This is a genomic window from Profundibacter amoris (assembly GCF_003544895.1).
Lineage (GTDB): Bacteria > Pseudomonadota > Alphaproteobacteria > Rhodobacterales > Rhodobacteraceae > Profundibacter > Profundibacter amoris.
Window position 1 is genome coordinate 2,840,290 of the sequence record NZ_CP032125.1, and the last position, 22,622, is coordinate 2,862,911.

The following is a 22,622-nucleotide window of genomic DNA, read 5'->3' on the forward strand; positions in this document are numbered from 1 at the left end:
GCTTTTGTTATTGAAATGCCCCTGCGGCCTTTAGGGCCGCGGCTTTTTCGGGGTTATACCACCAGATCGACAATTCCCCCAAGCTGGTTTTTGGCGGGGTGTCGGTATAGGGCCGCTCAAACATGTCGTAATAGGCGATCGTGTGGCTGGGCTTGTACCACTGCGGCACCCAGATGTGCATCGCCCGCAAGACACGGTCCAGCGCCTTGACGGCGGTTGTCAGCTTCTCGCGCGATTTTGCACCCTCGATGGTTTTGATCAGGGAATCCACAGCAGGGTTTTTCACCCCCGAAATATTGTTCGATCCCTTCAGGTCCGCTGTGCTGGTGCCGAAAATCCCGCGCAATTCGATCCCCGGCGTTTCCGACATGGAATAGCGCCGCGTGGTCACGTCGAAATCGAAATTCTTTTCCCGGTCCTGTGCCTGCGCGGCATCCACACGGGTATAAACCGCGTTCACCCCCAGCCGTTTCAGGTTTTCAACAAAGGGGTTGATGATCCGCTCAAACGAAGGCCCGTCATTCAGGATTTCAATGGTCAGCTTTTGCCCCTTGTCATTATAGCGGAACCCGTCATACCCCACAGTCCAGCCCGCCTGATCCAGCAGCTTGCCGGCGCGGCGCAACAGTTTGCGATCACTTACCTTGTCGGGGTTGGACACCGCAGGCACAAAGGCGGGTTCGGTGAATACGCTTTCGGGAATATCGGCGCGCAGGGGTTCCAGCAGGGCCAGTTCGGCCTCGGAGGGCATCCCCTCGGCCTGCATGTCCGAATTTTCCCAGAAACTGTCGGTGCGGGTGTAGATTCCGTAAAACAGGCTTTTGTTCGACCATTCGAAATTGAACGCCATCGAAATGGCCTGACGCACCAGCGGATCCTGCAACTGCGGGCGGCGCAGGTTGAACCAGAACCCCTGTGTGCCCGCCGGATTACCGTCGGGCAGTTCTTCCTTGATCACCCAGCCTTTTTGAATGGCCGGAAAATCGTATCCGGTGGCCCACAGTTTTGACAGAAACTCCTCGCGATAGCTGTAGGCACCGCCTTTGAACGCCTCAAATGCGGCTGTGTAATCGGCGAAATATTCCACCTTGATCACATCGAAATTGTTTTGCCCCACATTCACCGGCAAATCCCTGGCCCAGTAATCATCGCGCCGCTTGTAGGCAACCGAGCGCCCGGCATCGACCGACAGCAGTTCATAGGCCCCCGACCCCAGTGGAGGTTCAAGCGTGGATTCGGCAAAATCGCGGGTGGCATAGTAAGCCTTGGAGAAGATCGGAATGCCCGCCGCCGTCATCGGCAATTCGCGTTTGATGGCGTCGGCCGCAAAGGTGAATTTCACGGTCAGGTCATCCAGCGCCTCGACGTTCTCGAAATCCTTGAAAAGGACTTTGTAAGTAGGCGAACCTTTGTCCCTTAATACCTCGAATGAAAACACCACATCTTCGGCCCGAACAGGGGTGCCGTCGGAAAACTTTGCCTCGGGGCGCATGTGGAAAATGGCCCATGAACGGTCCTCGGGGTATTCGATGGTTTCGGCCACCAGACCATACATCGCATCCGGTTCATCCAGATTGCCGGTCATCAGCGTGTCGAAAAACGCGGTCGAAAGCGTCGCCGCGTTTCCTTTCAGAATATAGGGTGTCAGGCTGTCAAAGGTGCCAAACCCCCATGTCGAAAATTCGCCACCCTTGGGGGCATCGGGGTTTACATAGTCGAAATAGGGAAAATCGGCGGGGTATTTCAATTCGCCAAAAGTGGAAATGCCGTGGGACTTGATGATCTTTTGCTCGGCCCGCACCGAAGTGGCCCATAACACCGCCAAAGCCAACGCCACCATTGCTGAAAAGAATATTCGCAAACCCCGCGCCAAATCATGGTTTTTGGATTTTACAATGGTCCCGCTTTGGCGTGTTGGCATTGTGTGCCCTCCGGTCAGTTCCGTTTGGTATTTCCTGCCCTTAGCTAGGGTCAGGACCCATTAATATGTTGCTTATCTGACAAAATTCTGAATCACTGTGCTCCACAACATTAGGAGGGTGGTATGTCAGATCAATTTTGGCTCAGCGAAGCACAGTTAGCGCGGATAAAACCGTATTTTCCTTTGTCGCACGGCGTGCCACGGGTGGATGATCGCAAAGTTATCAGCGGTATCATTCATGTAATCCGCAACGGTTTGCGTTGGCGGGACGCTCCGGAGGTCTACGGGCCGCATAAAACCTTATATAACAGGTTTATCAGGTGGTCGAAGATGGGGGTGTTTGACAAAATTTTCACGGCTTTGGTCGCCGAAAATGGCCCGCCGGATCGGTTAATGATTGACGCAACACATCTCAAAACGCACCGCACGGCTTGCAGCCTGTTAAAAGGGGGGATGTTCCCCGCGCTATTGGCCGCACCAAAGGCGGATTGAACTCCAAATTGCACGCGGTTTGTGACGGCGAGGGCCGCCCGGTGCGGCTGTTACTAACCGAGGGCCAGCAATCCGATCATAAAGGTGCGGCAACATTACTGCCTGATTTACCTGCAGCAAAGGAAATGCTTGGCGATAAAGGTTACGATAGCGACGCTTACCGCGCGGCTCTGATCAAGCGCGGCATTACCCCGTGCATACCGCCCAGAGCCAAACGTAAACACCCCGCAACGTACTGTAAAACCTTATACAAACAGCGGCACAAGGTCGAGAATATGTTTGCCAAACTCAAGGACTGGCGACGCATCGCCATGCGGTTCGACCGTTGCGCCCATACTTTCCTGTCAGCAATCCAAATAGCTGCTATCGTTATCTTCTGGGTTAATCAATGAGTCCTGAGCCTAATGACGCGTAGGCAAAACATTCAAGGCCCGAATGCCCGGCTAACGCCAATTTGACCATTCCCGAACCCCAGATGCAAAAAACCCGCCCGAAAGCATCGGACGGGTTTGAATTGTTATTTCAGCAGGATCAGCCGCCGATAGTTGCCAGATAGGCAATCAGGTTGGCGCGATCGGTAGCTTTTTTCAGACCCGCGAAGCTCATCTTTGTGCCGGGAACATAATCCTTGGGCTTGGTCAGGAATTCGCTCATGCGCTCGGGTGTCCATTGGCCACCCAGTTCGGCCATGCCACCGGAATAGCCAAACCCTTCGGCCTTGCCCACATCACGCCCGACAACACCAAACAGCGACGGGCCGGTTGCGTTTACGCCATCTTCCAGTTTGTGGCAGGCTTTGCATTTGCCAAACGTCTTTTCGCCTTTGGCAACATCGGCTGCTGCCAGCAGGTCGGCAAAGGTGGGTTCGTCGGATGCGGCTTCTTCCTCGGCAGGGGCGGCAGCGCCTTCCACTTCGACTGTGTAACCCTGTGTATATTCTTCGCCATGGCCGCCACCAGTCGCGAAAAGCGCAGTTGCAGCCCAGTTGCCAAAAAGGAAAAGCAACAGTGGCGCACCAATGCCGCCGACGACTTTTACGAGTGTCATTGTGTTGAACATGTCTCTATCCATCCCGTTGAACATTTGGGGGTTATCTATCCGCTTCCCCTACCTTATCGCAAGGTGTAGTTAACGCGGCATTACGCCTTTTTTTATTTTTTGTGGCGGGGGAGCATAAAAATGACCGGAAAAATCGCCTTTCAGGGTGAATTGGGGGCCTATTCGCATCAGGCCTGCATTGACGCGCGGCCCGATCTGGAGCCGGTGCCATGCCGCACATTCGAGGATGTGATCGAAAGCGTGCGCAAAAACGAAGCCGATCTGGCCATGTTGCCGGTCGAAAATTCGACCTACGGGCGCGTGGCGGACATTCACCAACTATTGCCCGCGTCCGGCCTGCATATCGTGGACGAAGCCTTTGTGCGGGTGCATATAAATCTGCTGGCCCCGAAAGGCGCCAAACTGGAGCAGGTCAAAATGGCGATGAGCCATACAGTCCTGCTGGGCCAGTGCCGCGAATTTCTGGCCGAACACGGCATTCACCGCATTACCGGTGCCGATACGGCCGGATCGGCCCAACATGTTGCCGAGGAAAACAACCCCGAACTGGCCGCGCTGGCCTCCGAACTGGCAGGGGATATTTACGGGCTGGACATCCTAGCCCGCCATATCGAGGACCACGACCAGAACACCACCCGTTTCCTGCTGATGGCCCGCGAACCGGACCTGAAGCGGCGGGGGCGGTCGGGGATGATGACATCCTTTGTGTTCCGCGTGCGCAACATCCCTGCAGCCCTGTACAAGGCGATGGGCGGTTTTGCCACCAACGGGGTGAATATGACCAAGCTGGAAAGCTATATGGTGGGCGGGTCATTCTCCGCCACGCAGTTCTATGCGGAAATCGAGGGGCACCCCGACGACAAAAGCGTGCAATTGGCGATGGAAGAGCTGGACTATTTCACCGATGTGATCACCCTGCTGGGGGTCTATCCGGCCGACCCTCAGCGCCGTTAGGGCGTAACCTAGGCCCGTTGCCCGTCCTTATACCGGTCCTCGATATCACTGGCAAAACGCGCCACCCGCATGCGGTAGCGCGCTTTCAACTTGTTCTTGGCGATGCGCATTGATTGCACCATGATCCGTGTGGTCAGGTTTTTCGGCTTTATGTCCAGCGTCACGATAATCCGTGTCCGCCTGCGCGACAGGGCAACCAGATCGGCCACAACTTCGCCCCCCAGCCCGCTGGAGGTCGATTTGACCAGAACACGGTTCGGGGAATCGCACTCGGTCAGTTCGGCCCGCATATTGCGTTGCCGCCCCCGAAACGGAAATGAAATATCCCAGGTGATAATCGTTTCGGGATATGTTTTCTCGTCAATGCGCTGCACCTGCGCCCCGCGCCGCAAGGCCGCACGCTCGAAGACTGCGAAATCCGTTACCTCGCGGAACACCACGTCTATCGGCGCTTCTATGTCTTCTTTGGTCGAGAACTTCATTTTACGGTCCGGTACAATTCACACTTGCCGCGCTGTTTGCCCTTAATCCAGCCGGTCCGCAAGCCAATGCTGCACAAGGAAATGCGCAATCGCACCTGTGCGTGCGGGTTTTATCACAGGATGGGTGCCGGCATGCACCTCGAGCATCTGTTCACGGGTCAGCCACAAGGCATGTTCGATTTCGACCGGATCAATGGTGATGTCACGGTTTAGCGCCTCGCCTTTGCAGCCAACCATCAGGCTGGACGGGTATGGCCACGGCTGGCTGGCCAGATAGTCGACCGCCCCCACCCTGATGCCCGCTTCCTCGAACACTTCGCGCCGCACAGCCCCTTCGATGGTTTCACCGGGTTCCACGAACCCGGCCAGCAGGGAATACATCCCTTCGGGCCAATGCGGGCTGCGGCCCATCAGAACGCTGTTGCCGTGGGTGATCAGCATAATCACCACCGGATCAGTGCGCGGGAAATGCTTGCGCTCGCACGACGGGCAATCGCGTTGCCAGCCGGCCATTGTCATATCGCTTTCTACCCCGCAGGCCGAACAGAACCGATGCGTGCGGTGCCAGTCAAACAGCGATTTTGCGCTGGCAATCAGCTCGGCGTCCCGTACGGAAAGCTGTGCCATTACGCTGCGCAACTCGACAAACACCTGACCGGCGGGCAATTCCGGGTGCTGTTGTTCGCTGGGGTCAAAGAATTGCGCCATTTCCGCCTGATCCAGCCCGTCAGGCTCCCAACCGGAAATATCCCGTGCGAACACAGGTGCGCCCTGATCCATGCCCAGAAACAACCCCCCCCGCCGACGCATCCGCAAAAACCGCATGATCCACCGGCAAACGCACCAGTGCGGCCCCGTCAACCAGCACCTTGCCGCGCCAAATCACCAGAACCCGCGCCGCATTATCCGCCCGGAGTTCTGCCAGTTTGGCATCGTCCCCACGCAGATTTGCCGCCCGATCCAGACCGGATCCGCCAAATGTAACCGACTCGGAATTTCGCATGTTGTCCCCTACTTTGCCGACTATGTGGCACAGCTTTGTGGACAATGACAATTCACAGGTTTGATTGTCGGCCCAACGCCAACCAATAGAGGAATATATTTTGTCAAATCCTCTTTAAGGGTATTGGCAAGATTCAGCTTATCCGATTACGGTTAACCATAAGTCATGCTAGGTTTCCCTTAATTCTTTTTAATGGAATCATAATGGAGGCTCCCATGACCTACGCAACAAAAACAACAATGACCCGCCGGAGATTTCTGGCCGGAACCGTAGCAGGAACGTCCTTGATTACACTCCACCCTTTTTCCGCCTATGCTGCCGCCAATCAGGCGCATTTGCGCATCATGGAAACCACCGATCTGCATGTGCATATCTACCCCTATGACTATTACGCCGACAAACCGCGCGATACCGTCGGACTGGCCCGCACCGCAAGCCTGATCAAGGGCATCCGCGACGAGGCAACCAATTCCCTGCTGCTGGACAATGGCGATCTGCTGCAAGGCAACCCGATGGGCGATTACATCGCCTACGAGCGCGGCATGAAAGAGGGCGACCTGCATCCGATCATCGCCGCGATGAACACCATCGGCTTTGATGCCTCGACCCTTGGCAACCATGAATTCAACTATAGCCTTGATTTCCTGATGAAATCCCTTGCCGGCGCCGAATTTCCCGTGGTGTCGGCCAATATCGCCACCGAAGCGGGCGCCACCCCGCGGGACGACAAAACGCTGGTCAAACCCTATATCCTGCTGAACCGCACCCTGACAGATGGTGCCGGTGAAACCCACCCGATCCGCATCGGGCTGATCGGCTTTGTGCCGCCACAGATCATGAACTGGGACCGCCGCCATCTGGAAGGCAACGTGACGACCCGCGACATCGTCGCCACCGCCCGCGCCTATGTTCCCGAAATGAAAGAGGCGGGCGCCGACATCATCATTGCCCTGTCCCATTCGGGGATCGAGGCCTCGGCCAGTGACGAGGGGCTGGAAAACGCATCCCTGCAACTGGCGCTGGTCGATGGCATCGACGCGATCATGGCCGGTCACCAGCACCTTGTTTTTCCCGGGCCGAAGTTTGACGGTCTGGACGGGGTGGACGTGGCCAAAGGCACCCTGCACGGCAAACCCGCCGTGATGGGCGGTTTCTGGGGCAGTCACCTCGGGGTTGTGGACCTGATGCTGGAACGGTCGGGCAATGAATGGAAAATCGCCAGCCACGCATCCGAAACCCGCCCCATATCCAGACGCAACGAGGACCGCAGCGTCACCGCATTGGTTGACAGCCAGCCGGATGTGCTGGCCTCCGTGGAAAAGGAGCACAAGGAAACCCTTGCCTATATCCGCCGCGCGGTTGGCAAAACCTCGGCCCCGCTGCACAGCTATTTCGCGCTGGTGGCGGATGACCCGTCGGTGCAACTGGTTTCGACCGCGCAGCTTTGGTATGTCGGCGAGATGCTGAAAGGCAGCGAATATGCCGCCCTGCCACTGCTGTCCGCCGCCGCCCCGTTCAAGGCCGGTGGCCGTGGCGGGCCGGAGTATTACACAGACGTGCCGGTGGGGGATATCGCCATCAAGAACGTGGCCGACCTGTATCTCTATCCCAACACCGTGCGGGCCGTGAAGGTGACGGGGGCGCAATTGAAGGGCTGGCTGGAACGCTCGGCCGGGATGTTCAATCAGATTGAGCCGGGCAAGGCGGACCAGATCCTGTTGAACCCCGATTTTCCCAGTTACAACTTCGATGTGATCGACGGGGTGACCTATGAGATCGACATCAGCCAGCCATCGCGGTTCGACGCCAAAGGCGGGATGCTGAACCCCGACGCCAGCCGCATCACCAACCTGAAATACAATGGCGCGCCGGTGACGGATGATATGGAGTTCATCATCGCCACCAACAATTACCGCGCCTCGGGCGGCGGTGATTTTCCGGGCGCCAAGGGCGACACCATCGTTTACGAGGCCCCCGACACCAACCGCGACGTGATCGTGCGATATATTGTCGAACAGGGCACGGTGAACCCGCAGGCCGACGACAACTGGCGCTTCAAATCCCTGCCCGGCACAACGGTTCTGTTTGATACAGGGCCAAAGGCAATTGACCATATCGGCGATGTAAAAGGCATGGTGATAGAACCGGCAGGCGACGGCCCCGACGGGTTTGCCCGTTTCCGTATTACGCTGTAGGTGCATCCGGCGGGGCAGTTTTTGCCCCGCCAACCGCAACGAGGACCGATGAAATCTCTGTTCCCCCTGCTGGCGGCCCTGTTCGTTTCAGCCTGCCAGCCGACATCCGCCGAACCGCCCCGAAAACCGGCAAAACTGCTGTTTTCCTCGGGTTTCGAGGGGGTGACGCTGGAGCCCCTAAAGGATGGCTATCAAACCATCACCGGCACAGATTCCGCAACCGGTTATCGTTGGCCCATTACTGTTCTGGGCGCCTCAAACAGCGGGCTGCACCTGATCAATCACGACAACCAACAGGCCCTGCATAACGAAATCCGGACCGTCACGGGCCATGATGGACACCCCACCCGCGCGTTGTTCAGTGTCGAAAACTACGAACACCGCGATGACACCCAAAGCCCCTATGAAATTCTGGATATCACCAACGGACGGCGTGATCTGTATATCCGCTACTGGATCAAACTGGACCGCAGCAGCCTGACCAAACCCAACAAATGGCGCACGTTTTTTGAATGGAAGACCAAGGGCTATGCCAATGGCAGCGGCTTTCGGCTGATTTCCTTCATCTATACCGATGATGACGGCAAACCCTATTGGGTCTGGCAGGCCGACCGTGACCCCGAACACCCGATATGGGAAATCAAAAACCGCAAAATCCCCGTACCGATGGGAAAATGGTTCCTGACCGAATTTTACTGGCACTGGAGCGAAGGCAGCGACGGGTGGGCCTTGTGGAAGATAAACGGGCAGGTTGTGGGCGATCACTTTGGCCCCACCACCCGCAACCACAAACCGATCGATTTCATCATGCTGACGCAGATTTACGGCAACGCCAATCCGAAACACCAGTGGGTGGATGATATCGAGATTTGGGATGGCTTGCCGGATTAGGGCGCATCCAATCTATTCGTAAGAAATATCTTCAAGCACGACCCAGCCACGGTTTTTATCCGGCCCGAATTCGACCAGCACCAGTGAATAAGTGTCATCCACCTCCAGCAATAACAGAGACGTTCCGGCGGCCAGCCTTGCGATTTCTGTCTGCGGATCATCGGGGCTATAGACCTTTACGCCGCCCTCTGCCGCCTTGGCCGTCACCCGAGCCGTTTCGGTGCGAATATCCTCGGTATAGGGAACAATGGATCGCGAGACCACCTTTCCCTGCCCGTCATAATCGACCCTTTGGAACACATGGTCATCAACAACGGTCCGGCTGATTTCAACATAGGGAATCCCGTCTTTGCCAATCGCCCAGACTTCATCGGTTCCACGCGGGCCGGAACGATACCAGCCGGTAAACCCCTGTTCCCCGCAGGTAAAACCGGGGTTCGAGACCTCGACATTCTGGGCCCATTGCCCGTCCTTCTGCGAAACCATCCCGAAATAATAATTGTTCACCATCCCCTGCCCTACACCGACAAACAGATCCTTTATACCATCGCCATTCACATCAACGGCAATCACTTGCGACAAACCGGTTTCGGATGTCCCGCTCCAGCCTGCTTCGCCAAAATCGCCGGAAAACACGGTCTCACCATTCTCGGAAATATAAACCAGATTTTGTCCGGCAAGCTGCACCAAGGATGCCTCGATGGTCGGGGACAAGGGTATTTTCTGCTCGGTCTTTTCGTCAAAGCCGCGCTCCAGAATATCACATTGCGCGAATGCGGCCTGTCCGCCGGCAAAGGTGATCGCAAGGGCAAGCAGGCTGATCCTGCGCCATCCGGCCCTGTTTATATGCGTTGCCTGTTCCATCTTTTCACCCCTCGTTACAATTCACACCAATCAACCGGCACAAGTCTATCCGCCACCCCGCCCCTGTGATCAACCGCAAAAGGTAGATATTGCGAATCTGTCACAGCGCACCTATATACCATTCCGAGAGGTTGGTGCGGGCGAGCGCCTCGCCAACCCGGTCAGGTCCGGAAGGAAGCAGCCGTAACGAGTTTTCGTTCGGGTCGTGTCCAGCCTCTCACCCACTTCCTTAAGCATTTCCCTTGCAAAACGCGCGTTCCCTGCTAGCCATTGCCGACAGCATAAAAGGGACGCAAATGAACCTCGACATCACAACACTCCGCAACCAAACGCCGGGCCTTGGCACTGTCAATCATTTGCTGGCTTCAGGCTCGGCTCTGATGCCGCAACCCGTTGTTGATGCCATCACCGGCCACATAGAGCTGGAAGCACGCATCGGCGGCTACGAGGCCGCAGCGGTACAACAGCAATTGCTGGATGGTGTTTACACCTCGGTTGCCCGTCTGCTGGGGGCCGCGCCACAGGAAATCGCCCTGATGGAAAATGCCACGGCGGCATGGTGTCAGGCGTTCTATTCCCTGCCCCTGAACAAAGGCGACCGCGTTCTGACCTGTCAGGCAGAATATGCCGCGAATTATGTCGCCTACCTGCAACGCGCAAAACGCGACGGGATTGTTATCGAGGTTATCCCCAACGATGAAACCGGCGCGCTGGATGTCAATGCGCTTGAATCCATGCTGGAGAAACCGGCCGCCCTTGTTTCGATTACATGGGTGCCAACTAATGGCGGGCTGGTGAACCCTGCCGCCGCCGTCGGGGAAATCACCCGCAAGCACAATGTCCCCTACCTGCTGGACGCCTGTCAGGCCGTGGGGCAAATGCCGGTGGATGTAAGGGAACTGGGCTGTGACTATCTGACAGCCACAGGGCGCAAATTCCTGCGCGGGCCGCGCGGTACCGGTTTCCTTTATATCCGCAAGGAACTGATCGAGAAAACCGAACCCGCCATGATCGACCATTTCGCCGCCCCGTGGGTTGCCAAGGATCGCTATCAACTGCGCCCCGATGCCCGCCGTTTTGAAAACTGGGAAAATGCCTATGCCTTGCGGGCCGGTTTGGGGGCGGCTGTAGACTATGCCCTTGATCTGGGGCTGGAGTCGATCAGCGATCGCGCCTGGGGGCTTGCCAATTTATTGCGAGCAGAGCTTTTGCAAATCAAAGGCGCCACGCTATGCGATGCAGGGGCGCAAAACTGTGCCATAGTCAGCTTTTCCATTGATGGGCTGGACCCGCAGGACACAGTTGTAAAATTGCGAACAAAAGGGATTTGTATCGGCACATCGGACCCCGCCAGCACCAGACTCGACGCCGAGGATCGCGGGCTGCCAACCATCCTGCGGGCTGCCCCGCATTATTACAATACCGAAGAGGATATCGGTCATTTGGTTGATGCCCTGAAGTCTTTGCCCCGCAGTTGAATCAGCAATGTGCAATCAGATCGGGCCACACGGCAGCATTTTGCGGCCTGAACACCCCGATATGGCCAATCTTCTTTGCGCCGTAATCCGCAGGCCGCACGGTTAGTTGCGATTTGCGGGCCTCGGGGAAATTCTGCATGTGCCGCCAGACCGTCGCGGGCGGCACCAGATCATCATCGGCAATCGCCACCAGCTTCATATCGCCCGCAAATGCCCGCCAGTCCGGCACCGGCAACACCCGCCCGACATCGCCCAGATAAAACCCCTTGGTCGTGCACCAGCGCCGCCATTGCCAATAGACATCCGCCGGCAGATCGCGCCCGATGCCAAAGGCCTTGGCCGGCAAATACCCCAGCAGTTTGGTCGCCAATGGTCCCGGCCCGTACCAGAACGCCGCCGCGACAGCACGATATGGCCACGGGTGCTCCCCCAGATGCACCAGCCCGCTGGCGATGGTGATCAACCGGTCGATCCGCCCCGCGCCCTCAAGAAACGGGATCATCAGCCCGCCAAGCGAATGGCCGATCACCCATAACGGGGCATCCGGACAAGCCTCTTCCAGAAACTGCTGCGCCGATTGCTGATCCTGCACCCCCCATTCGGCCATCGTCGCGCCGGAGCGGCGCACATGCCCCTCGGCCGAGGCGGCAAAATCGCGGTAATCATAGGTCAGGCAGGCATAGCCCTGCCCCGCCAGCCACTGGGAAAAATGACGGTAATAGCGGTGCGGCACACCGGTTGCCCCGTGCAACACAATCGCGGCTTTGGGCGGGCCTTTCGGGCGGTGCAATGTGCCGGCAAGCTGCGCACGGTCCGCGCGAAAGCGAACGGATTCAACCAATGCAGGTGGCGGAACAATCCGCAAATCAGGGGCTGACATGGCGCGATTCCTTTCACTACAGCGTGTCGCACCTGTTCAGATTCGAGCATTTGCCGACTGACCGAGGCAGCGTTCGCATAAGCGATTGCGTTCGGTTGGTGGGCAAATTCGATTCGCGCGACATGCACTAGACCGTTCGGTCTAATAGCATGACTGGACCAATCGGTCTAGTCTGTTATACTGGCCCTATGCAAAAATCCGCCACAAAAACCCGTGACCGCCTGATCGAAACCGCCGCCACACTGTTTCGCCAAAAGGGCTATCACGGCACGGGCCTGACCGAGGTTCTGACGGCCAGCCACGCGCCTAAAGGCTCGCTTTATCACCATTTCCCCGATGGCAAATCCGATCTGGCGATGGCGGCAGCCAGCTGGGTTTCGCAAGGCATGTTGCAGATCATTGACGATTCATTCGCGCAGGCCGACAGCTTTGCCGATGGCGCCACCACCTTTTGTTTCAAACTGGCCAAACTGTTTGATACCGCCGATCATTGGCGTAGCTGCCCGATTTCCACCATGCTGTTTGACGGGCAGGACAATGATGCCTTTCGCCGGCACGCCGACCGCATCCTGACCAGCTGGAGCGAGTGCGCGGCAGAACACGGGCAACGGCTGGGCCTGCCCAGCCCACAAGCCGAAGCCGCCGCCGAACTGCTGCTGATGACCATTCAGGGCGCATGGACCATCGCCCGGGCCAAAAACTCCGCCGATGTTATCCGCCGTATTCCCATACATCTGTATGGCTGATATGTTGCAGGCGAAACAAAAGGAAACGCCTGTGAAATACCTGATCCCCCTTGCAATAGCCCTAAGCACAACCACCGCCTATGCCGACATTCTGAACGTCGTCAACGTGGCCCCTGACACCTATGCCATTGTTGGCCCGCTGGACCAGCGCAGCCCCGAAAATCTGGGCAACAACGCCACCTTCGGGCTGGTCGTTACAGATGATGGCGCGGTGCTGATGGATCCCGGCGGCAGCTACAAGGGCGCCGAAATGCTGCATCAGGTGATCAAGCGCATCACCGATCAGCCGGTGAAATATGTGATCGACACCGGCGGACAGGATCACCGCTGGATGGGCAACGGATACTGGCAGGAACAGGGTGCGCAGGTGATTGCCTCGAATGATGCCGAGGCCGACCACAAGGACCGCGCATCAATGCAGTTGACCGGCCTTAGCGTGCTGATAGGCGAAGACATGCTGGCAGGCACCGAACCCGCCTATGCCGACATCACCTTTGACACGGATTACACGCTGGAACTGGGCGGCGTTACGCTGCAACTGCACCACGAGGGCGCAGCGCATACGCCGGGCGACAGCACTGTCTGGCTGGCAGGCCGTTCCACCCTGTTTACAGGCGATATTGTCTATGTCGAACGCATCCTTGGCATCGGACCGCAATCCAATACGCTGGAATGGGTCGCCAGTTTCGAGGCACTGGCCGCGCTGAACCCCGAACACATCGTCCCCGGTCACGGCAACCCCGTCGATCTGGCCACAGCCACCCGCGACACTTACGATTACCTGATCAATATCCGCACAAAGATGGCCGACTATATCGAGGACGGCGGCGAGATCATCGATTCCGTCAAAATCGACCAGTCCGCCTTTTCCTACCTGAAAAACTTCGAAGGACTGGCCGGTCGCAACGCGCAAGAGGTGTTCACCCAGATGGAATGGGAATAACCCCTATTTCACCGTCATGATCACATCCAGCGGCTTCTTTATGGTCGAGGCCACCGGTATCACCGCCCCCTCGGCCGCCTGCCCGACCACCAGTATCATCACCGGCTTTTCCGAGGATGGCCGCCCCAGCAGACCGTTCAGAAACTTCATCGGGTTGGGGGTGTGCGTCAGGCAGGACAGGCCGGCATGGTGCAATGCCGCAATCAGGAAACCGGTGGCGATGCCCACACTTTCGGGAACGTAATAGTTCTTGTAGCGCGTGCCGTCCTCGAATTCGCCATAACGCTGGGCAAAAACCACAATCAGCCACGGCGCATCGGTCAGGTGCTGTTTTTCCACGCCGGTACCCAATGGCTCCAGCGCCCTGATCCACTCATCCCCGCCACCACCGGCGTAAAAGGCTTCTTCCTCTTTTTCGGCAGCCTCGCGAATCCGCGCTTTCAGATCGGGCGATTTAACGGCTACGAAATGCCACGGCTGATGGTTCGCCCCGCTGGGTGCGCGGCCTGCGGTGGCGATGCAATGCTCGATCACCTCTTGCGGCACATCCGTTCCCGCGAAATCGCGGGTGGAATGGCGGGTTTTCATCTTGGCGAAAAATGCCAATGCGCGGGTTTTCATGTCCTCGGGCGATAACGCCTCCTGCACGGGCAATTCAATCGCCTGAAACTGCAAATTGTCCTTGGAAAACATCTGTGCCCCTTTCCTGATTTGCGACCACTATGTCCTGTCGGGGATAGGCGCGCAATCCTTGCCTTCCCGCTTCCCTTTCCGGCAAACACGCCCTAAGCTGGAGTCTGGAAAAACCGACAGGCCCCGCATGACCGACACAGCCAATACCGACACCGCCTATCAGGTTCTGGCGCGCAAATACCGCCCCGAAAGCTTTGCCGATCTGGTGGGGCAGGACGCGATGGTGCGCACCCTGAAGAACGCGTTCGAAGCCGACCGCATCGCGCAAGCCTTCATCATGACCGGCATCCGCGGCACCGGCAAAACCACCACCGCACGGATTATCGCCAAGGGGATGAACTGTATCGGGCCGGACGGCACCGGCGGGCCGACCACCGAACCCTGCGGGAAATGCGAACACTGCGTGGCGATCATGGAAGGGCGCCATGTGGACGTGATGGAGATGGACGCCGCATCACGCACCGGTGTGGGCGACATCCGCGAGATCATCGATTCCGTCCACTACCGCGCGGCCTCGGCCCGCTACAAGATCTATATCATCGACGAGGTCCACATGCTGTCCACCAGCGCCTTCAACGCGCTGCTGAAAACGCTCGAGGAACCGCCGGCACATGTGAAATTCATCTTTGCCACCACCGAAATCCGCAAGGTGCCGGTGACGGTGCTGTCGCGTTGCCAGCGGTTCGACCTGCGCCGGATCGAACCCGAAGTGATGATCGCCCTGCTGCGCAAGATCGCAACCGCCGAGGGCGCGGAAATATCGGACGACGCGCTGGCGCTGATCACGCGGGCGTCCGAAGGCTCGGCACGGGATGCGACATCGCTGCTGGATCAGGCCATCAGCCACGGGGCCGGAGAAACCACCGCCGACCAGGTGCGCGCAATGCTGGGTCTGGCCGATCGTGGCCGCGTGCTGGACCTGTTCGACCTGATCGTCAAAGGGGATGCAGCCGGGGCCCTGACCGAAATATCCGGCCAATATGCCGACGGGGCCGACCCGATGGCGGTGCTGCGCGATCTGGCGGAAATCACCCACTGGATATCAGTGATCAAGATCACCCCCGAAGCTGCCGAAGACCCCACGGTTTCGCCAGATGAACGCACCCGTGGTCAGGCCATGGCCGCCGCGCTGCCGATGCGGGTGATGACGCGGATGTGGCAAATGCTGCTGAAAGCACTGGAAGAGGTTGCGATGGCCCCCAACGCGATGATGGCCGCTGAAATGGCAATCATCCGGCTAACCCATGTGGCCGACCTGCCAACACCGGGCGAGTTGGTGAAGAAACTGCAAGACGCAACGCCCCCGCCCGCCCCGACACCCGCACCCGGTGGCGGACAAGGGGGCCCTGCGGCTGCGCCGACAGGCGGCGGGGGGGCCTCGCTGCGCTCGGCCCCGTCCCAACCTTCAGGCGGTGCGCCTACGGCACTGGCTGTGGCCCAACCGGCACAAGATCCGCTGGCGCGCTATGCCCGCTTTGAAGATGTGGTCGAACTAATCCGCACCATGCGCGACGTCAAACTTCTGGTCGAGGTCGAAACCGGCATCCGCCTTGTCAGCTATACCCCCGGCCGGATCGAATTCCAGCCCACCGACAAGGCCCCGCGCGATCTGGCGCAACGTCTGGGCCAGCGCCTGCAAGGGTGGACCGGCGCCCGCTGGGCCGTCACACTGGTAAATGAGGGCGGCGCCGCCACCGTTGCCGAGGTTCGCGATGCCGACCAACTGGCGCTGGAGCAGGAAGCGCTGGAACACCCTCTGGTCAGGGCCGTGCTGGAAACCTTTCCGGGTGCCAAGATCACCAGGATCACCACACCAAAGGAAATCGAGGAAACCGCCGCCGCCGAGGCCCTGCCGGAAGTTTCCGACGAATGGGACCCGTTCGAGGACGACTGACCCTTCTTCTTGCCTGAAATACCTCCGCCGGAGGCATTGAATCTCTTTGGCGCTGCCTTGTGAAACTGCACGACGCCCCGTATCTATACCCTAACCTACGACACACAGGAGATGTGCAAGATGTTCAAAGGCATGGGCGATATGGCCAAAATGATGAAGGCCGCCAAGGATATGCAGGAAAAAATGGCCGAGATGCAGGACGAGATGGACAAAATCACCGTCACCGGCGAATCCGGCGCGGGGTTGGTGCGGGCCACAGCCACCGCCAAGGGCGAGTTGACAGCGCTGGAAATCGATCCATCAATCTTTCATCCCGACGAGAAAGAAGTGGTCGAGGATCTGATATTGGCCGCGATCAAAGATGCGCAGGCCAAGGCGGCCGACCGGTCGCAACAGGAAATGGCGAAAATGACCGAGGGGCTGGGGCTGCCTGCGGATATGAAACTGCCGTTCTGAGCGGATAGCGCAGGAAAAGAGATTCCATGCCTCCGGCGGAGGTATTTCGAGCAAGAAGAAGGCAAAGGGGCACCAAATGGGCAATGCGACACAGGATATCGAAAACCTGATCGAGCTGATGGCCAAACTGCCCGGCCTTGGCCCCCGCTCTGCGCGGCGCGCGGTGTTGCATATGATCAAGAAGCGTGCGCTGATTATGACGCCCTTGGCGGATGTTCTGTCCGAAGTGGCCGTCACCGCGCGGGAATGTCTGAACTGCGGCAATGTCGGCACATCCGATATCTGCGATATTTGCGAAGCCGACAAGCGCGCCACGGGCGAATTATGCGTGGTCGAGGATGTGGCCGATTTGTGGGCGATGGAACGCGCAGGCGGGTTCAAGGGCCGCTATCATGTGTTGGGCGGCACATTGTCGGCGCTGGATGCTGTGGGACCGGATGATCTGCAAATCCCCAAGCTGCGCGACCGTGTAGCGGCCGAGGGCATCACCGAGGTGATCCTTGCCTTGAATGCCACGGTTGATGGCCAGACCACCGCGCATTACATCGCGGATGAGCTGGAGGGCAGCGGGGTGACTGTCACCACACTGGCCCAGGGTGTGCCGATTGGCGGCGAGCTGGATTATCTGGATGACGGCACCATCAGCGCCGCCCTGAAGGCGCGCAAGTCGTTCTAGGCTCAGCCCGCAAACATCTCGCATTTATCCAGATCATCACCAAAGAAAACCCAGCCGACCCCGACCACCCTGTTGTTTCGTCTTTGGGTGATGAAAAACCAGTCATTTCCGGCCTCGTCCACCATTATTTCGTGGAAGAAATCAATCTGGTCGCCTTTTTGCAGATGGCCGATCACATGGGAATCTACATGTCTGGCGTTGTGTATCGGCAATGCAGGCCCCAGCCATCCAACGCAGGCGGATTCAAATTCGGTCGCATAGGGCAGGTCCAGCATTTGTTTGCGTTGCTCGATCAGATCGACATCAAGGTGCTGACGCTGGTTGTCCACATGACATTCCAGCGCCTTTTCGCGGTCCCGAACATCGGCCAGAACATCGCGTTCCTGCCCGTCCAGCCCTGTGTCGCTGGTATAACACCCTTCATTTCCGAACACCGCCTGCCCCAAGGGTGAGGCAAAACAATATCCGTTGCGGGCAAATAGCAGATTGCGGGTGAACCAAAGATCATCACAGGCGTCAAAAGCGGCAACCGGCGTGCCGATGGCCACCAGTGCCGCAATGGCATATAAAAGGCGCATAGCACCCTCCTGGCTTTTGGCGTTCCCTTGCCAAAGCAGTTAACCACAAAACCGGAAAGCTGGAAAGCGCGCGCTTTGGTGCAACCGGATTAGAATTCGTAGCGCAACCCGACATGCACGCGCCTGTCATCAAACGTCACCTTGACCCGGTCAAACGCAACCCCGACCAGCGCACCGGCAAGCACCTACCCGACCGTGTGGTTATCACCGTGAACCCGCGATGCCCCGACCAATGCAGCTAACCCGAATGCCAGAACCTTGCCGCCCTTCGTGTGCATACATTGCCGCGACAGGTAGCTGGCCCCGTAAAATGCAGCGGCTGTGTGTCCCGAAGGAAACCCGTGTGTGCCACCATTGGGCCGCTGGTTGATTGCCGCATTGCCCAGCGCATATTTGCTGGTCTGGACAGCAACTTCCTGTCCAATGAACCGCCAAGCGGCGGGGCCAAAATTTTGCTTGCGGGCGGCGCAAACCATTGCTGCAGCCGGCAATACGGCCTCCAATACATCCCCTGCTTTTGTAAAACTATCCCCCGCCTGCGCAGATGTAACCAGACTGCACGCGACCATTGCCGCGGAAAGCCGCGGCACAAACCGTTTCGTTCCCTTAACTGTCTCTTTTGTCGGCAATTAACTTGCCCGACACGGAAAGCGATAGGATGTGGATGGCGTTCCGGTAAATAAACCGAGGTTCACAAAATGCCATTTAAACCGAATGTATATACAGGTTTTCTCCTGCCAATATCTGACACAAACATATGTTATCCAGTTCAAAACACCTATCAAAGGAAGCGACATGTCTTAAAACTGGATTGCGGTTGCCTCGGCCGAACATGTCCGCATTGGTCGTGATCAAGGATTTATGCAGGTGAACCATGGCAAATTACCCCCGCTACGGCGCGTCCATCCCGGGGACCATGTGGTTTACTATTCCCCAAGCGAAGTGTTGCGCAAGCCTGACGGATTGCAATCCTTTACCGCCATTGGGGAGGTCTGCGATAAAGAACCTTATCAGGCCTCGATGCATGGCGGGACGTTTCACCCCTACCGGCGGGATGTGGACTGGTATTCGGTGCAGGAAACCCCGATCCGCCCGCTGCTCGACCATCTTGAATTCACACGGGGCAAGCAGAACTGGGGGTCCCAGATGCGGTTTGGCCTGTTCAAAATCAGCCGACAGGACATGGATCTGATCGCCGAAACCATGCAGGCCGAATGGCCCTAATGATCCCCTGAACATAATCTGTGGTCGGCCAGCGTTTCCAGAACCGCACAATCGGCCAGCTTGCCAGCCTCGCAATTGGAGATGCGTTTCAGTTCCTTTTCGAGCCGCTTCATCTTGGCAATCTTTGCCTTCACCCCGGCCAGATGCCGCGCCGCAATCCCGTGCGCATCGCTGCATTCGCCTTCCGGGTGCTGGCTTAGCTCTAGCAATTCGCGCGTATCGTTCAGCGAAAACCCCAGATCGCGCGAATGGCGGATAAAGGACAGCCGCCGGAACCCTTCCTGCGTGTAGCGACGCTGGTTGCCGTTTGAACGTTCCGCCGGAGCAATCAGCCCGATCTGTTCATAGTAGCGGATGGTTGGAATTTTAACGCCGGTCTGGCGGGACAATTCACCGATGGAATACATGCTGGCACCTCGATAGCTATAGGGGCTATAGATATAGTTCCTTTGCTGGAAAAGCAAAAGCCCCGATGCTTGCAACATCGGGGCTTTGAATTGTCAAATAGGCAAATAGCTTACTTGGGTTCTTTTTCGTCTTCGTCCTTGTCCGAATCTTCGGGCAGGTTAAAGAAACTGTCCGCATCGATCGGCGCTTCTTCCTCGACCTTCGGCTCGTCCGCCAGTGTGAAGGTTTCAAGCCCCTCGATCGCGGCGGGCATCTTGGGTTCTTCCGGTGCGCCCAGTGACTGTTCGGTCGACACCAGCTTGCGACGCTCGTCATCCGACATCACGTTGCCTTCTTTGGCCAGCTTGTCATTAGCCTTTTTGACGGCGGCGTCCAGTTCGCTTTGCTTGCACAGGCCCAGCGCAACGGGGTCGATCGGCTGAATGTTGGAAATATTCCAGTGGGTGCGCTCGCGCAGCGCCTGGATGGTTGGCTTGGTGGTGCCGACCAGTTTGCTGATCTGGCTGTCGGCCAGTTCGGGGTGGAATTTCACCAGCCACAGGATAGAGGCAGGCCGGTCCTGACGTTTGGACAGCGGCGTATAGCGCGGGCCACGGCGTTTTTGCTCGCCCTCGGCAGCGGCGTAATACTTCAGCTTCAGCTTGTGCTTGGGATCTTTTTCAGCGGCTTCGATTTCTTCGCGGGTCAGCTGGTTGTTCGAGATCGGATCAAACCCCTTGACCCCGGCCGCCACATCACCATCGGCAATCCCCTGCACTTCCAGTTCGTGCAAATCGCAGAAATCGGCAACCTGTTTAAAGGTCAACGTTGTGTTATCCACCAGCCATACGGCGGTTGCCTTTGCCATGATCGGTTTAGCCATCTTACACTCCTAAAGCATATCTTCGCACAAATCTTCCCTGTGCCCTGAATGGGCTGCTTCGGGTTCGAAGCGGGTTCGCATTGTCAGGGAACTTGAACGCTATATAGTGCGCCAAAGTAAAAGAGGAAAGAGTAAATGCGTCAAATGCTGTTTATCCTGCTTACCCTTGCCCTGACGGCCCCTGCCGCGCAGGCAGAAGGCGAACGCGCGGGTGACTTTGACTATTACGTTTTATCGCTGTCCTGGTCGCCCACATGGTGCGCAATCGAGGGGGACCGGCGCAATGCGCGGCAATGCGACGAGAGATACGATTACGGCTGGATCCTGCATGGCCTGTGGCCCCAGAATGAACGCGGCTATCCCAGTTACTGCAACACCTCTGCCCGCCCGCCATCACGCAGCGAAACCAATGCGATGGCCGATGTTATGGCCTCGGGCGGGTTGGCGTGGCACCAGTGGAAGAAACACGGGCGTTGCTCGGGCCTGACCTCGCAGGACTATTTCACAACCGCGCGCAAGGCCTATAACGCCGTGGTGCGCCCACCTGTTTTGCGCAAGCTGGACCATACAGTGAAACTGCCCGCTTCGGTGATCGAAGAGGCCTTTCTGAAATCCAACCCCGATATGACGGCGGATATGGTCACCATCACCTGCAAACAGGGCCGGATTCAGGAGGCGCGGGTTTGCCTGACAAAGGATTTGAAACCGCGCGAATGCGGCGCGGATGCGGTGCGGGATTGCCAAATGACAGATGCGTTGTTTGATCCGGTCCGCTAGGCAACCGCCTACGTATCATCCTCGGCAACCCACGCTTTGGCCTGATCCCATTCATCCATGCCAAACACCCGAACGCGTCCGCGCATCAACGGGGCAAACAGTTTGACCCCCATTTCAACCCAGCCCACATCGGTCACCACTGCAACCCGTTCAAAATCGCTCCAGTGCGACAACCCCAGCTTGGTATCTTCCCAAGCGGCGCCAGCTGTGAAGCCCTCGAATTCCGGTCCCAGCACATAGAACAGCTTGACCTTGCCATCATCGGCAACCGAGGCATCGACCATCGGGTGCAATTCCTTGGCGTAAGCATCGTGGTCGATCCGGCCCTTGGCCGAAACCGCCACCACATCGTCCGGAAAACCGTCCAGAACTTCGAAATGACCTGATTTGTCCTTTTGCATCGTCTTGTCCTTTCCAGAGATCAATCATGATGCGCGCTTCCCTTTTATAGATGGTTGTTTTCGGCGCATTTTCAATCTTCGCTCTACCCACCGGCTTGAATCCGCATAGGCGGGTTATTCCAACTGGCCGGGCAAAGCTAATGCTTGCAGCCTTGGGCAATGGGAGGATTGATAAAACCGGCGCCCCCATCACCGGCAGAGAAAAGGGCCGCCTTTTTAGGCAGCCCTTCCTGATTTAGTAACCGACAAGCATTTCCGCGCCGTTATAGCGAACCAGCTTTGGCTTCGGGGGCCATTTGCCGTGGATAATGATGATGATGATAATGATCACCACAACCGGACCGACATTTTTAGTCGGCGGCAGCAGGAATTTCTTCATAGAGCCGTCAGCACCCTGAAACAGCATTTGGCCTTTGAACAGGGTCACCTTGTCATTCCCGATCTTCAGGGTTTGACCATCCTTCTGTCCCAACCCTTTAAATGCGGAAATACTGCCTTTTTCCATGCGGATCCGAACTGTTTGATCCTTATACCTGTCATTGAAAAAGGCGGTGTATATTTCATCGTCCTGCTTGACCTTGATGTTGATCCTTGTGCCACCATAATCGAAGCTTCCGCTTTCATCCGCATTGGCGATGCCGGGAACAAGAGCGCCCAAACCACCTGCTAAAAATGTAGAAGCGACCAAGCCACGCTTAATGAATTGCCGTCTATGCATTAAAAATTACTCCTGAAAATATATCGT

Annotated in this window: 24 protein-coding genes, 1 other RNA gene and 1 pseudogene; 13 read left to right on the top strand and 13 right to left on the bottom strand. The window is 57.5% G+C overall.

The window, feature by feature from the left end; all coding sequences use genetic code 11:
• Window positions 1-7: 7 nt before the first annotated feature.
• Window positions 8-1,921, bottom strand: coding sequence for an extracellular solute-binding protein (locus BAR1_RS14175; protein WP_118943628.1), 1,914 nt, complete (start codon window positions 1,919-1,921; stop codon window positions 8-10).
• Between the two features lie 123 nt (window positions 1,922-2,044).
• Here BAR1_RS14175 and BAR1_RS14180 point away from each other — a divergent pair.
• Window positions 2,045-2,805 (top strand): IS5 family transposase gene (locus BAR1_RS14180; protein WP_118941648.1). Its coding sequence is split into 2 segments (ribosomal slippage): window positions 2,045-2,363 and window positions 2,363-2,805, totalling 762 coding nucleotides; the frame shifts between segments, so codons are not numbered across the junction.
• Between the two features lie 139 nt (window positions 2,806-2,944).
• Here the strand turns inward: BAR1_RS14180 and BAR1_RS14185 are convergent.
• On the bottom strand, window positions 2,945-3,472 hold the full coding sequence (locus tag BAR1_RS14185; protein ID WP_118943629.1) for a c-type cytochrome: 528 nt from the start codon (window positions 3,470-3,472) through the stop codon (window positions 2,945-2,947).
• A gap of 120 nt (window positions 3,473-3,592) precedes the next feature.
• Between BAR1_RS14185 and BAR1_RS14190 the strand changes: the two genes are divergently transcribed.
• A complete protein-coding gene (locus BAR1_RS14190; RefSeq protein WP_118943630.1) occupies window positions 3,593-4,426 on the top strand; it encodes a prephenate dehydratase in 834 nt (277 codons plus the stop codon).
• Between the two features lie 8 nt (window positions 4,427-4,434).
• Here BAR1_RS14190 and BAR1_RS14195 read toward each other — a convergent pair whose 3' ends face one another.
• Both BAR1_RS14195 and nudC read right to left on the bottom strand, forming a co-directional pair.
• On the bottom strand, window positions 4,435-4,908 hold the full coding sequence (locus BAR1_RS14195) for an SRPBCC family protein (protein WP_118943631.1): 474 nt from the start codon (window positions 4,906-4,908) through the stop codon (window positions 4,435-4,437).
• Window positions 4,909-4,950: 42 nt separating this feature from the next.
• Window positions 4,951-5,911 (bottom strand): annotated as a pseudogene (nudC, locus tag BAR1_RS14200) (NAD(+) diphosphatase).
• Between the two features lie 215 nt (window positions 5,912-6,126).
• On the opposite strand from nudC, the gene BAR1_RS14205 reads away from it, so the two are divergent.
• Window positions 6,127-8,106, top strand: coding sequence for a bifunctional 2',3'-cyclic-nucleotide 2'-phosphodiesterase/3'-nucleotidase (locus tag BAR1_RS14205; protein WP_118943632.1), 1,980 nt, complete (start codon window positions 6,127-6,129; stop codon window positions 8,104-8,106).
• Between the two features lie 48 nt (window positions 8,107-8,154).
• On the top strand, window positions 8,155-8,997 hold the full coding sequence (locus BAR1_RS14210; protein WP_118943633.1) for a hypothetical protein: 843 nt from the start codon (window positions 8,155-8,157) through the stop codon (window positions 8,995-8,997).
• Between the two features lie 12 nt (window positions 8,998-9,009).
• Here the strand turns inward: BAR1_RS14210 and BAR1_RS14215 are convergent, their stop codons facing one another.
• Entirely contained in the window at window positions 9,010-9,861 is an 852-nt protein-coding gene (locus BAR1_RS14215; protein ID WP_118943634.1) for a hypothetical protein, read from the bottom strand.
• 124 nt (window positions 9,862-9,985) lie between these two features.
• Here BAR1_RS14215 and ffs point away from each other — a divergent pair.
• Window positions 9,986-10,084: signal recognition particle sRNA small type (gene ffs / locus BAR1_RS14220), an RNA gene on the top strand.
• 73 nt (window positions 10,085-10,157) lie between these two features.
• The gene (locus tag BAR1_RS14225; protein ID WP_118943635.1) at window positions 10,158-11,339 is read left to right on the top strand and encodes an aminotransferase class V-fold PLP-dependent enzyme; all 1,182 of its coding nucleotides are present in this window, start codon (window positions 10,158-10,160) and stop codon (window positions 11,337-11,339) included.
• 1 nt (window position 11,340) lies between these two features.
• On the opposite strand, the gene BAR1_RS14230 is transcribed toward BAR1_RS14225, so the two are convergent.
• Complete coding sequence (locus BAR1_RS14230) at window positions 11,341-12,219, bottom strand: alpha/beta hydrolase family protein (protein ID WP_118943636.1); 879 nt, start codon at window positions 12,217-12,219, stop codon at window positions 11,341-11,343.
• A 188-nt stretch (window positions 12,220-12,407) separates the two neighbouring features.
• Between BAR1_RS14230 and BAR1_RS14235 the strand changes: the two genes are divergently transcribed.
• The gene (locus tag BAR1_RS14235; RefSeq protein WP_118943637.1) at window positions 12,408-12,965 is read left to right on the top strand and encodes a TetR/AcrR family transcriptional regulator; all 558 of its coding nucleotides are present in this window, start codon (window positions 12,408-12,410) and stop codon (window positions 12,963-12,965) included.
• Between the two features lie 31 nt (window positions 12,966-12,996).
• Entirely contained in the window at window positions 12,997-13,908 is a 912-nt protein-coding gene (locus tag BAR1_RS14240; protein WP_162891802.1) for an MBL fold metallo-hydrolase, read from the top strand.
• A gap of 3 nt (window positions 13,909-13,911) precedes the next feature.
• Here the strand turns inward: BAR1_RS14240 and BAR1_RS14245 are convergent, their stop codons facing one another.
• Window positions 13,912-14,601, bottom strand: coding sequence for a nitroreductase family protein (locus tag BAR1_RS14245; protein WP_118943639.1), 690 nt, complete (start codon window positions 14,599-14,601; stop codon window positions 13,912-13,914).
• 127 nt (window positions 14,602-14,728) lie between these two features.
• Here BAR1_RS14245 and BAR1_RS14250 point away from each other — a divergent pair, with 127 nt between their 5' ends.
• The 3 genes from BAR1_RS14250 to recR all read left to right on the top strand — a co-directional run bounded on the left by BAR1_RS14250 (window position 14,729) and on the right by recR (window position 17,627).
• Complete coding sequence (locus BAR1_RS14250; protein WP_118943640.1) at window positions 14,729-16,495, top strand: DNA polymerase III subunit gamma/tau; 1,767 nt, start codon at window positions 14,729-14,731, stop codon at window positions 16,493-16,495.
• 120 nt (window positions 16,496-16,615) lie between these two features.
• Entirely contained in the window at window positions 16,616-16,951 is a 336-nt protein-coding gene (locus tag BAR1_RS14255; RefSeq protein ID WP_118943641.1) for a YbaB/EbfC family nucleoid-associated protein, read from the top strand.
• Between the two features lie 76 nt (window positions 16,952-17,027).
• Window positions 17,028-17,627, top strand: a complete 600-nt coding sequence (gene recR / locus BAR1_RS14260; RefSeq protein ID WP_118943642.1) for a recombination mediator RecR — start codon at window positions 17,028-17,030, stop codon at window positions 17,625-17,627.
• Between the two features lie 2 nt (window positions 17,628-17,629).
• Here recR and BAR1_RS14265 read toward each other — a convergent pair whose 3' ends face one another.
• Window positions 17,630-18,205, bottom strand: coding sequence for a DUF4453 domain-containing protein (locus BAR1_RS14265; RefSeq protein WP_118943643.1), 576 nt, complete (start codon window positions 18,203-18,205; stop codon window positions 17,630-17,632).
• A gap of 185 nt (window positions 18,206-18,390) precedes the next feature.
• Window positions 18,391-18,696 (bottom strand): phosphatase PAP2 family protein, encoded by a 306-nt coding sequence (locus tag BAR1_RS14270; RefSeq protein WP_162891803.1) that lies wholly within the window; start codon window positions 18,694-18,696, stop codon window positions 18,391-18,393.
• 319 nt (window positions 18,697-19,015) lie between these two features.
• On the opposite strand from BAR1_RS14270, the gene BAR1_RS14275 reads away from it, so the two are divergent.
• Window positions 19,016-19,429 carry an EVE domain-containing protein gene (locus BAR1_RS14275; protein WP_228408866.1) on the top strand — a complete coding sequence of 138 codons (414 nt, stop codon included), beginning with the start codon at window positions 19,016-19,018 and terminating at the stop codon, window positions 19,427-19,429.
• Here the strand turns inward: BAR1_RS14275 and BAR1_RS14280 are convergent.
• Complete coding sequence (locus tag BAR1_RS14280; RefSeq protein ID WP_118943645.1) at window positions 19,426-19,836, bottom strand: MerR family transcriptional regulator; 411 nt, start codon at window positions 19,834-19,836, stop codon at window positions 19,426-19,428. The two genes, BAR1_RS14275 and BAR1_RS14280, sit on opposite strands and share 4 nt — an antisense overlap.
• Before the next feature lie 110 nt (window positions 19,837-19,946).
• Window positions 19,947-20,699 carry a DUF1013 domain-containing protein gene (locus tag BAR1_RS14285; RefSeq protein WP_118943646.1) on the bottom strand — a complete coding sequence of 251 codons (753 nt, stop codon included), beginning with the start codon at window positions 20,697-20,699 and terminating at the stop codon, window positions 19,947-19,949.
• A gap of 135 nt (window positions 20,700-20,834) precedes the next feature.
• On the opposite strand from BAR1_RS14285, the gene BAR1_RS14290 reads away from it, so the two are divergent.
• Window positions 20,835-21,476, top strand: a complete 642-nt coding sequence (locus BAR1_RS14290) for a ribonuclease T2 family protein (protein WP_118943647.1) — start codon at window positions 20,835-20,837, stop codon at window positions 21,474-21,476.
• An 8-nt stretch (window positions 21,477-21,484) separates the two neighbouring features.
• On the opposite strand, the gene BAR1_RS14295 is transcribed toward BAR1_RS14290, so the two are convergent.
• On the bottom strand, window positions 21,485-21,877 hold the full coding sequence (locus BAR1_RS14295; protein ID WP_118943648.1) for a SpoIIAA family protein: 393 nt from the start codon (window positions 21,875-21,877) through the stop codon (window positions 21,485-21,487).
• A gap of 235 nt (window positions 21,878-22,112) precedes the next feature.
• Window positions 22,113-22,595 (bottom strand): hypothetical protein, encoded by a 483-nt coding sequence (locus BAR1_RS14300; protein WP_162891804.1) that lies wholly within the window; start codon window positions 22,593-22,595, stop codon window positions 22,113-22,115.
• Between the last annotated feature and the right edge of the window lie 27 nt (window positions 22,596-22,622).

Coding starts and splice junctions, on each gene's coding strand:
- BAR1_RS14280 (WP_118943645.1), bottom strand. CDS start 19,836: ATGTATTCCATCGGTGAATTGTCCCGCCAGACCGGCGTTAAAATTCCA.
- BAR1_RS14190 (WP_118943630.1), top strand. CDS start 3,593: ATGACCGGAAAAATCGCCTTTCAGGGTGAATTGGGGGCCTATTCGCAT.
- recR (WP_118943642.1), top strand. CDS start 17,028: ATGGGCAATGCGACACAGGATATCGAAAACCTGATCGAGCTGATGGCC.
- BAR1_RS14265 (WP_118943643.1), bottom strand. CDS start 18,205: ATGCGCCTTTTATATGCCATTGCGGCACTGGTGGCCATCGGCACGCCG.
- BAR1_RS14210 (WP_118943633.1), top strand. CDS start 8,155: ATGAAATCTCTGTTCCCCCTGCTGGCGGCCCTGTTCGTTTCAGCCTGC.
- BAR1_RS14285 (WP_118943646.1), bottom strand. CDS start 20,699: ATGGCTAAACCGATCATGGCAAAGGCAACCGCCGTATGGCTGGTGGAT.
- BAR1_RS14205 (WP_118943632.1), top strand. CDS start 6,127: ATGACCTACGCAACAAAAACAACAATGACCCGCCGGAGATTTCTGGCC.
- BAR1_RS14185 (WP_118943629.1), bottom strand. CDS start 3,472: ATGTTCAACACAATGACACTCGTAAAAGTCGTCGGCGGCATTGGTGCG.
- BAR1_RS14175 (WP_118943628.1), bottom strand. CDS start 1,921: ATGCCAACACGCCAAAGCGGGACCATTGTAAAATCCAAAAACCATGAT.
- BAR1_RS14215 (WP_118943634.1), bottom strand. CDS start 9,861: ATGGAACAGGCAACGCATATAAACAGGGCCGGATGGCGCAGGATCAGC.
- BAR1_RS14250 (WP_118943640.1), top strand. CDS start 14,729: ATGACCGACACAGCCAATACCGACACCGCCTATCAGGTTCTGGCGCGC.
- BAR1_RS14245 (WP_118943639.1), bottom strand. CDS start 14,601: ATGTTTTCCAAGGACAATTTGCAGTTTCAGGCGATTGAATTGCCCGTG.
- BAR1_RS14300 (WP_162891804.1), bottom strand. CDS start 22,595: ATGCATAGACGGCAATTCATTAAGCGTGGCTTGGTCGCTTCTACATTT.
- BAR1_RS14195 (WP_118943631.1), bottom strand. CDS start 4,908: ATGAAGTTCTCGACCAAAGAAGACATAGAAGCGCCGATAGACGTGGTG.
- BAR1_RS14235 (WP_118943637.1), top strand. CDS start 12,408: ATGCAAAAATCCGCCACAAAAACCCGTGACCGCCTGATCGAAACCGCC.
- BAR1_RS14295 (WP_118943648.1), bottom strand. CDS start 21,877: ATGCAAAAGGACAAATCAGGTCATTTCGAAGTTCTGGACGGTTTTCCG.
- BAR1_RS14290 (WP_118943647.1), top strand. CDS start 20,835: ATGCGTCAAATGCTGTTTATCCTGCTTACCCTTGCCCTGACGGCCCCT.
- BAR1_RS14230 (WP_118943636.1), bottom strand. CDS start 12,219: ATGTCAGCCCCTGATTTGCGGATTGTTCCGCCACCTGCATTGGTTGAA.
- BAR1_RS14255 (WP_118943641.1), top strand. CDS start 16,616: ATGTTCAAAGGCATGGGCGATATGGCCAAAATGATGAAGGCCGCCAAG.
- BAR1_RS14225 (WP_118943635.1), top strand. CDS start 10,158: ATGAACCTCGACATCACAACACTCCGCAACCAAACGCCGGGCCTTGGC.